Here is an 8,609-nt window from a genome sequence, read left to right on the forward strand (position 1 = left end):
CTACTCGCCAGTGCTCGTACAGTAGGTTTAAAAATGCACTAGCTGCGCAGCGCTCGCCGGTGAAATGACGGACAGCACGGCGACGCCGCGTCACTCGAACCGCCAAGCCGATGCCATATCAAATCTTCGAGCGCCTGAGGAATCTCTTCCGCGGATGATGTGCCGGCACAAAACCCTCCAGTAGAATTTTTCTCTGTCAAGATAACAATTCACGTTGCGCGAAATTTCCTACTATTTTTATAGTTCTTTAACGGAAAGCGCCGATTCGGTTTTTGTCGAGCAGACGCGAGAAGCCGGGAGCGGACAGCTTGGAAAGCCGCGGGCTGGTCGCTACGTCAAACGTGATAGCACGCCATGTTTCTCTACGGTAAGGTCGGGAATATGATTGGCGCAGCCCGTGGTAACGCTTGGTGCTGCGTTATGGGTTGGGACAACGACTGTTCGACGGCGATAGCGGAGAGAACGCTGGCGCCGACGGCACAATGAACGACTATAAAGAATAACAATGAACGATAACAATTTGGCTCTGCCGCGTGCCGCCGAAGGCTATGCTTTTCCGCAGCCGGACAACCGAAATAGGCCAGGCTTGATCCGATCAGCGATATGAACGCCGAGCCAGACGCTTCGCAGCCGTTAACTCGCATTCCAATCGACGATCCGGACTTCCGGGTCTTATTCGAATCTGCGCCGGGCCTTTATCTTGTGCTGACTCCGGACCTCCGTATCGCAGCCGTCAGCGACTCCTATGCGCGTGCCACGATGACGCAACGGAAGGAGATTATCGGCCGCGATATTTTCGAGGTCTTCCCGGACAACCCCGAGGACCCTGACGCCACTGGCGTACGCAACTTGAGAGCCTCCCTGCAGCGTGTGCTGCGGAACCGTACGGCGGATGTCATGGCGGTGCAGAAATACGATATCCGTATACCAGAGGAGGAAGGCGGCGGGTTTGCCGTGCGCTACTGGAGCCCATTCAACTCCCCCGTGCTGAGCGCGGACGGCTCGGTCGCCTACATCATCCACCGAGTGGAGGACGTCACCGAACTCGTCCGGCTCAAACAGCAGGGAATCGAGCAGAGCCGGCTCACCGAGTCGCTGCGTGAACAAGTTTTGCGGATGGAAGCGGAGATTTATGCCCGGGCCAAGGACACGGCCGAGGCGGCACAGCGCGAAAGCGAGGCGCGAGCCCAGCTGATTTTCGATACCTCGCCTTTGGCCATGCTCGTCGTCGATAGCGGCGGACAAATCGTCCAAGCGAACGGGCGTGCCGCCGAGCTCTTCCGCTGCCCGTCCGAAAAGCTGATCGGACGTCCGATGGACGTCCTTATACCCGAACGTTTTCATGTTCGTCATCAGATGCTCGCTTCGGAGTATTTCCGCCATCCGGAGCCGCGCGCCATGGGCAAGGGCCGCGATCTGCACGCTGTCCGGGCCGACGGGGAAGAGTTTCCCTGCGAGGTGAGCTTGGGGCCGGTGGCCATTGGCGGGGAGCTCCATGTGATCGTCAGTGTCGTCGATATCACCCTGCGCAAGCGGGCCGAGGAAGAAATCCGCCTCCTCAATGCCGATCTGGAGCGACGGGTCGAGGAGCGTACGGCCGAACTCCAGGCCGCCAACCAGGAGTTGGAGAGTTTCGCCTACGCCGTCTCTCACGACCTCCGCGCGCCTCTTAGGGCTATGAGCGGATTCAGCCAGGCCTTGATGGAGGATTACGGCGAGCGCCTGGAAGGCGAAGCCCGCGTCTATCTGGATCAAATCATGCTCGCCAGTCGTCGCATGGGCGAACTGATCGACGGCCTGCTCCAACTTTCGCGCTGCACCCGCGGTGAGTTGGGGCGTGACCCGGTGGATCTTTCCGCGCTTGCGGAACGCATCCTCGCCGAGTTGACTCGTGTGGAACCGGCCCGCCGGGTGGAATGGTGCGTAGAACCGGGCCTTTTCGCTCGGGGCGATGCTCGAATGATCGAAGTGGTTCTGAGAAATCTCATCGGCAACGCCTGGAAATACACCGCCGGCACCGATACGCCGATGATCCGGGTGTATGCCGAGCAAGCCTCTGAAGGCGAGTATCGGCGATTTTATGTGGCAGACAATGGCGCCGGTTTTGACATGGCCCACGCCGGCAAACTGTTTCAGCCGTTCCAGCGGCTGCACCGGCAAGAGGAATTTCCGGGTCTGGGCATAGGCCTGGCCACGGTCCAGCGCATCGTTCATCGTCACGGTGGCACGATTGACGCCGTTTCTGCTCCGGGCCAGGGCGCTACCTTCCGTTTTTCGCTACCGGCCGTGGGCCGCGGAGACGAGGAAATTCGATGAAAGCCAAGACGATTCTGCTGGTGGAGGACAACGCTCAGGACGAGATGCTGACCCTGCGCGCGCTGCGCAGGGTCAATCTGGCCAATCAGGTGGACGTGGTACGCGATGGCCAGCAGGCGCTGGATTATGTGTTCCGGGAGGGCGAATTCGCGACACGCGAAGGTCCCGACTTGCCCACGGTGGTTTTGCTGGATCTCAACCTGCCCAGAATCGGAGGTCTGGAAGTGCTGGAACGGCTGCGTGCCGATCCGCGTACCCGTCTGGTGCCGGTGGTCATCCTCACGTCCTCCGACGAGGAGAGAGACCGCTTGGGCAGCTACGAACACGGTGCCAATAGTTTCGTCCGCAAGCCCCTGGATTTCACCGAATTCGCAGAAACGGTGGCGCGCCTCGGGGTTTACTGGCTAGCCACGAACGAACCGCCATGGGGTTGACGAGACCGTGACCGCGCCGCTAAACCTTCTGGTCATCGAAGATAGCGAGACCGACTTCCTCTTGATTCAGCGCCAGCTGCGGCTTCACGGGTTGACCGCCAGCTGTCGGCGAGTTGTGAGCTGCGGAGAACTGAACCAGGCCCTGGAGGAAGAGAGCTGGGATGCCGTGTTATCCGACTACAGCGTACCCGGCCTGGATTTCGAAGCGAGTCTCAGGCTCATACAGGAACGGCTGCCCGATTTGCCGGTGATCCTGATCTCGGGAAGTATCGGCGAAGAGAGAGCGGTCGAACTCCTGAAACAGGGCGTTTGGGACTTCGTCCTCAAGGACCGTCCGGGCCGTCTCGGGCCGGCCATAGAGCGCAGCTTGCGCGAGATGGAGGAGCGGCGTGTGCGGCATGCCGCCGAGATGGCCCTGCGCGAGAGCGAACTGCGTTTTCGCCGGATGGCGGAAACGATAGGCGAAGTGTTCTGGCTGAGCTCGCCGGATTTCCGGTCCGTTCTTTACGTGAGCCCCGCATTCGAACAGGTCTGGGGACGACCCTGCGCCGAACTGTATGCGAATCCCAAGCTTTGGCTGGAGGCCGTGCATGCCGAGGATTCCCGGCAAGTCTTGCGTGCCTTGGAAGAGCTGGCCCATGGCCAGCGCTACGACATTCAGTACCGCATCAACCGTCCCGACGGCACGGTGCGCTGGATCAACGACCGCAGCTACGCGCTGTGCGACGATGCCGGCAAGGTCATCCTGACCTCGGGCGTGGCCTCGGACATCACGGAGCAACGCCAGGCGGAGGAGCGGCTGCGTCAGGCGGCCACCGTATTCACCAGCACTCAAGAGGGAGTGATCATTACCGACCTCGATGGCAACATCCTCACGGTCAACCCGGCTTTTACCATGATCACCGAATATACCGAGGCGGAGGTTTCGGGCAAGAACCCGCGCCTTCTGCAATCGGGCCACCATAGCCGCTCGTTCTACCAAGCCATGTGGCACGCCATCCGCACCACCGGCTCCTGGCAGGGGGAACTCTGGAATCGGCGCAAGGGCGGCGAAATCTATCCGGAGTGGCTCAACATCAGCACGGTACGCAACGAGCAAGGCGAGGCGGTCAATTACGTGGGAGTGTTTACCGACATCACCCACCTCAAGCGTTCGGAAACCCAACTGGAATACCTAGCTCATTACGACCCGCTGACCGGCTTGCCCAATCGGCTTTTGCTCCTCTCCCGCCTGAACCATGCCCTGGAGCGCGCCAGGCGTGATAGGAGTCGCGGCGCCGTACTGTTTCTCGACCTTGACCGGTTCAAGAACGTCAACGACAGCTTGGGGCACGCCACCGGCGACGAACTGTTGCAACTCGCCTCGCAGCGCATGCGCGAATGCCTGCGCGAGACCGATACCGTGGCCCGCTTGGGCGGCGACGAATTCGTCGTGGTGCTGGAAGAACTGTCCGATCCCGAGAACGCCGCGAGCGTGGCTCATCACCTGATCGACCGGCTCAGCGCGCCCTTCGTGCTGTCCGGCGGACAGGAGGTTTACATCGGCGCCAGTCTCGGTATCGGCATTTTCCCCGACGACGGCGATGATGCCGATCGGCTCATCCAATACGCGGATGCGGCGCTCTACCAGGCAAAAGACAGCGGTCGAGGGACATATCACTTCTATACCGAGTCGTTGACCACGTCCGCCAACGAGCGGCTCGCTCTGGAAACCCGGCTGCGCCACGCGCTGGACCGGGATGAATTCGTCTTGCACTATCAGCCGCTGGTGACGCTGACGGATGGCCGGATCTTCGGCGTGGAGGCCCTGTTGCGCTGGCAGATTCCCGACCAGGGTCTGCTTTCCCCCAATCGTTTCATTCCCTTGGCGGAAGAAACCGGCCTCATCGTGCCGCTGGGCGAATGGGTACTGCGCACGGCCTGCAGGTGCATGAAAGCCTGGCTGGATGCCGGTCTGCCGCTGGAAATGCTGGCGGTCAATCTCTCGCCGCGCCAGTTCCAGCAGGGCGATCTTCACGAACGCATCCGTGCCATCCTGGCCGAAACCGGCCTGCCGTCCCATCACCTCGAACTGGAAATCACCGAAACCGCCCTCATGGAGGATGGCCCGGAGAACGAGGCCAAACTGGCGGCCCTCAAGGACCTCGGCGTCCGGATTGCGATCGACGACTTCGGTACAGGCTACTCGTCGCTGGCCTATCTGAAGCGCTTCCCCATCGACAAGCTCAAAATCGACCAAAGCTTCATGCGGGACATTCCTCAAGATACGTCCAACATGGAAATCGCCGCCGCCATCATCGCCATGGCGCGGAACCTGAAACTGGAGGTGCTGGCCGAGGGAGTGGAAGCGGAAGCCCAGCTAGCTTTCCTGAAGCGCCACGGCTGCGACGTCGCCCAGGGCTATTTATTCGGCCGCCCGATGACAGCCGATACGATGCAAGCCATTTTGGAAGCGGCCATGGCGAACCGATGAATGGCATTCACTCGCTTATGGGTGCGCTGGAACTGCTCAAAAACTTGGCTAGAGCCGGTTTCTCGGTTTGGTGTAGCGCCCGCTGTTGTAGGTCGGGAATCCTTCCCAATCGCAAACGGTCGCTTTAGTCGCGACCCTTCCCGACAGCAACTGTCCGGCCAGCGGGTTTGTCGGCAACGGATTGCCGACCTACGATTCTTTCGGCTTCCATTTTAGGGGGTGGAGCGGTCTCCCATGCTATGTCGCTATATTGTGGTGAAAAATGCTCTAAAGCCGGTTTCCCGGCGAGGAAGTGTGGTTTCCAGCGAGGCCGAATTCCGGAAAAATTACGGAAACGCTAAAGAAGTTGGTTCAGTTCGTGCCCTTCGTCTGGACGCATGAGGGGAGTCGATGAGCTCACCACGAGCCGAATCAACACCTTACCGTTTGTCCCGATCCTGAAGAAGGACCTGATCAGAGCTTTCTTACCGATGCGTTCACGCCCGCAAGACCACCCGAACGCGCGGACTCTTCGCCGGGAACGTTTTCGGTGAATCGTGTCGATCGCGATCAGCCGATCGGTTCAGCAATAACGGCTGGCATATTCTTGCAGAGCGCCGGGGCCAAGACGCCGGTGCAGTTGTTCGCCCACGCCGAGCATCAGCGCGCGCCAATAAGGAGCATCGCCTTCGGTCGCTGCCGCTTTGCAGCTGCGCGCGTTGTGCAGAGCTTCGAACAATTGATCCACGCTCATCTCCGGCAGGCTCGCCAGAAAAGCGCGAAGCCGGACTTGCTGCTCCGGTGTCATCTCGGATTCCTCACAAAACCGCCGTCCGGAAATTCATCACGCGTCGAGATCCAGGCCGTCTTCTTCGGCTAGTTCCACGCCGGTGACGCAAACATCGCCGTCATCGACGATCAAAGGCACGGCTGTGAGCTGCTTGCCTTGGCAGGGTCCAATGAAACAGTGCCCGCTATCGATGTCGAACTGGGCGTGATGTTGGCCGCAGGTCAGAAAGTTGCCATCTTCATCCATGAACTGCCCCGGTACGGTATCCAGCCGGCTGCCGGCATGAGGGCAGACATTTTCAAATCCAAAAAAACGGTTGCCCTTGCGCGTAATCAGAATCGGCCAGGGTTTTACCTCGCCGGTCTCGGTTCGCACGGCCAGCCAAAAGCCCCGCGCCTGTTCTTCGTCTATTTCCGTCGTACGGCAAACTACAAATAGCTCATTCATATCGCACACCCAAGATTGAGGATCGGACCGAAGCGCCGCGCACAGGATCTCGGCGGACGTTACGCCCATGAGCCATCAAGCAATTCCGGTACCAGGATTAAACCGATACAAACTGCTCGATTTTTCACCATCTCGCGGGCCTTTGCCGATATCCGAAGAAAGAAGAGTGATGGAAACCCGACAATGTTTGTCGTGAACGTGCCGATCGGCACCGAATCGTTTGGAGAAACGGTCACAGGTCGATAGCGGCAAGAATCGGGTTCAAGCAAGGCGCGTCGCAATTACTTCCGCGCTTCCGAAATTGTTCCAGTACCACCCCGGCACATCGTTCGCGAAACAGTACAGCCGCCCTGCGGCTTCGGCGGTGTACCGACAGCTTTCCCCGATAACAAATGCCGTCTGGCCGTTCCGGTCCAAGGCTCCGCAGAGAGCGAACCATTTCTCGCGTGGAAGACGCAGCGACGACCCCAACTTGTTCTGATAAGACAAACCGGAGTACCCGGCGGGGCCGCAGGAAATGAAGAAATCCGTCCATGTTCTCCGAGCGGAAAACTGATAAATGCCACCCGCGGCGAGATCGATGCCGCTGTCGTTCCAGAACGATCTAGCGCGGACGGAAAAGGATTTCTGATCGCCGACATTCATCGTGAAATCTCCTGTCCATTGAGTTTCCCGACGTGCAAGCCAGCTCGCGCGAAGAGACCGGCCGGCGAAACTGCAGGATTCGTTTCATGGAACCTAGGACCGCCGCCACACGCTGGCCAGCCAGGGCTGCGCCGGTCGAGGCAATCCGGCGGGCCGGAAATAGTGTTCGAGCTCCACGAATCCCGCAGCGGTCATCCGCTGACGCCACCCGTCCAGGTCATAGTAAGCGCCGTAGCGTCCGCTGCTCCAGCCTTCCTCGTTGGTACCGCGCGGATTGGAGCTGAAAAGGACGCCGCCCGCCTTCAGTGCGGCATGCAATTGACCGAGTACCCTCGGCAGTTCCTGGGATGGAACATGAAACAAGCTCGCATTGGCAAATACGCCATCAAAGGAACTTTTCGGAAGGTCGAGTTGCAGGAAATCCTGTTGCCACACCTCGCAACCGGTATCCTCCCTCGCCATGGCCGCAAAGCGCTCCGCCCCCTCCACGCCTACAGCTATGTGTCCGCGCCTGGCGAATTCCTTGAGATCACGCCCCGGCCCACAGCCGAAATCGAGGATTCTGAAGGGCGGGTCCCCTTCGATATGGCGCAGCAGCGCATCAATGTTCTGGCTGACGTCGTGATTCCGCGTTCCCTCCCGAAAATCTTCCGCATGCCGGTTATAGTGCGCCAGTGTCAGGGTTACGATCTTGTTCAGATCGTCGGGCAGTAGCTTCATGGTCGATCAGTGAGTGGGAATTTCCGATCCCAGTGTATAGCACTTCGGCGGTCGTCTTAAGACGCAATGTCCTTCGAGCGCGGCAGGGAGACGAACCGGCACAGTAGAAGCTTCGCTTTCTCCGGAAGTTGTCGCCGATGCTGACCCTCGGGGTCATGCGAATGCCGATTTGTACGGTGCCGGTGACGACCTCGGGCGGTTGAGGAAGCTCTCGGCGGTTGTCCCGAAATGCGGGAAGATGAGGCGAACCGGTCTTGTCCGACCAGCAGGACGGAATCAGGGGCGATAAATAATCGTGTTGTAGTAATACTTCGCGATTTCCGTCCATTTCACGTCCTCTAAAAAATCGGAAGAGTTGAGTTCCGAAAAGGTCGTAAATCCTTCTTTCTCCCGGTAAGCGCGAAATTCGTCTTCATTCAACGGCACAGCAAGCTCGGTATTGGTCACTTCGATGTACCAGCGTCCTTTCCCCGTTCTCCAAACGAGCATGACGTGCTCGATGTTCCCGCGCGCCGCATCGTTCGTCTTTAGGACGACCGCTCGAAACGGAAGATTGAGCGCTTCACCGACCGCGAGATAGAGCGTTACCAGCGTATCGCAATCCAGCGATTTTTCATCCAGTCCTTGAGACAACAGGTATTGCGGAGCCGTGTGATTTATCAGGCGAAGATACAGGATATGTTTGATGACATCGGCTAAACGCTGGACGTCCTTTTTGTCGGGATTATTGAGATTAATCCCGGAAGAAACCTCCTTTTTCACATCCTCGATAAAATTATCGATGCTTCTGTAATGGTCTGGCTCT

The 8,609-nt window shown here is 59.0% G+C and carries 8 protein-coding genes; 3 read left to right on the top strand and 5 right to left on the bottom strand.

All coding sequences use genetic code 11. The features are described from left to right. The first annotated feature begins 603 nt into the window (after positions 1 to 603). Genes ABJK70_RS16400 through ABJK70_RS16410 form a run of 3 tightly spaced genes read left to right on the top strand, consistent with a single transcriptional unit; the run spans position 604 to position 5,223 of the window. Positions 604 to 2,316 carry a PAS domain S-box protein gene (locus ABJK70_RS16400; protein ID WP_347258494.1) on the top strand — a complete coding sequence of 571 codons (1,713 nt, stop codon included), beginning with the start codon at positions 604 to 606 and terminating at the stop codon, positions 2,314 to 2,316. After that, positions 2,313 to 2,750, top strand: a complete 438-nt coding sequence (locus ABJK70_RS16405) for a response regulator (protein WP_086132817.1) — start codon at positions 2,313 to 2,315, stop codon at positions 2,748 to 2,750. Before ABJK70_RS16400 ends, ABJK70_RS16405 begins: the two co-directional genes overlap by 4 nt. A gap of 7 nt (positions 2,751 to 2,757) precedes the next feature. Beyond that, positions 2,758 to 5,223, top strand: a complete 2,466-nt coding sequence (locus tag ABJK70_RS16410; protein ID WP_347258495.1) for an EAL domain-containing protein — start codon at positions 2,758 to 2,760, stop codon at positions 5,221 to 5,223. A gap of 562 nt (positions 5,224 to 5,785) precedes the next feature. Here ABJK70_RS16410 and ABJK70_RS16415 read toward each other — a convergent pair. The 5 genes from ABJK70_RS16415 to ABJK70_RS16435 all read right to left on the bottom strand — a co-directional run. Next, entirely contained in the window at positions 5,786 to 6,010 is a 225-nt protein-coding gene (locus tag ABJK70_RS16415; protein WP_086132819.1) for a hypothetical protein, read from the bottom strand. 36 nt (positions 6,011 to 6,046) lie between these two features. Next, positions 6,047 to 6,439 carry a Rieske 2Fe-2S domain-containing protein gene (locus ABJK70_RS16420; protein ID WP_077731688.1) on the bottom strand — a complete coding sequence of 131 codons (393 nt, stop codon included), beginning with the start codon at positions 6,437 to 6,439 and terminating at the stop codon, positions 6,047 to 6,049. Between the two features lie 261 nt (positions 6,440 to 6,700). Further along, positions 6,701 to 7,084: a hypothetical protein gene (locus ABJK70_RS16425; RefSeq protein WP_086132820.1), complete on the bottom strand. Its 384-nt coding sequence runs from the start codon at positions 7,082 to 7,084 to the stop codon at positions 6,701 to 6,703. 93 nt (positions 7,085 to 7,177) lie between these two features. Further along, on the bottom strand, positions 7,178 to 7,804 hold the full coding sequence (locus ABJK70_RS16430; protein WP_347258496.1) for a class I SAM-dependent methyltransferase: 627 nt from the start codon (positions 7,802 to 7,804) through the stop codon (positions 7,178 to 7,180). Positions 7,805 to 8,080: 276 nt separating this feature from the next. Then, the coding region (locus ABJK70_RS16435) for a hypothetical protein (protein ID WP_347258497.1) at positions 8,081 to 8,609 on the bottom strand (529 nt) is incomplete at its 5' end.

The sequence above is a fragment of the Methylocaldum sp. genome (assembly GCF_039794385.1).
Classification (GTDB): Bacteria; Pseudomonadota; Gammaproteobacteria; order Methylococcales; family Methylococcaceae; genus Methylocaldum.

What these genes read in the sequence shown, in the direction of transcription:
- ABJK70_RS16425 (WP_086132820.1), bottom strand. Translation starts at nt 7,084, where the DNA reads ATGAATGTCGGCGATCAGAAATCCTTTTCCGTCCGCGCTAGATCGTTC.
- ABJK70_RS16405 (WP_086132817.1), top strand. Translation starts at nt 2,313, where the DNA reads ATGAAAGCCAAGACGATTCTGCTGGTGGAGGACAACGCTCAGGACGAG.
- ABJK70_RS16415 (WP_086132819.1), bottom strand. Translation starts at nt 6,010, where the DNA reads ATGACACCGGAGCAGCAAGTCCGGCTTCGCGCTTTTCTGGCGAGCCTG.
- ABJK70_RS16420 (WP_077731688.1), bottom strand. Translation starts at nt 6,439, where the DNA reads ATGAATGAGCTATTTGTAGTTTGCCGTACGACGGAAATAGACGAAGAA.
- ABJK70_RS16430 (WP_347258496.1), bottom strand. Translation starts at nt 7,804, where the DNA reads ATGAAGCTACTGCCCGACGATCTGAACAAGATCGTAACCCTGACACTG.
- ABJK70_RS16400 (WP_347258494.1), top strand. Translation starts at nt 604, where the DNA reads ATGAACGCCGAGCCAGACGCTTCGCAGCCGTTAACTCGCATTCCAATC.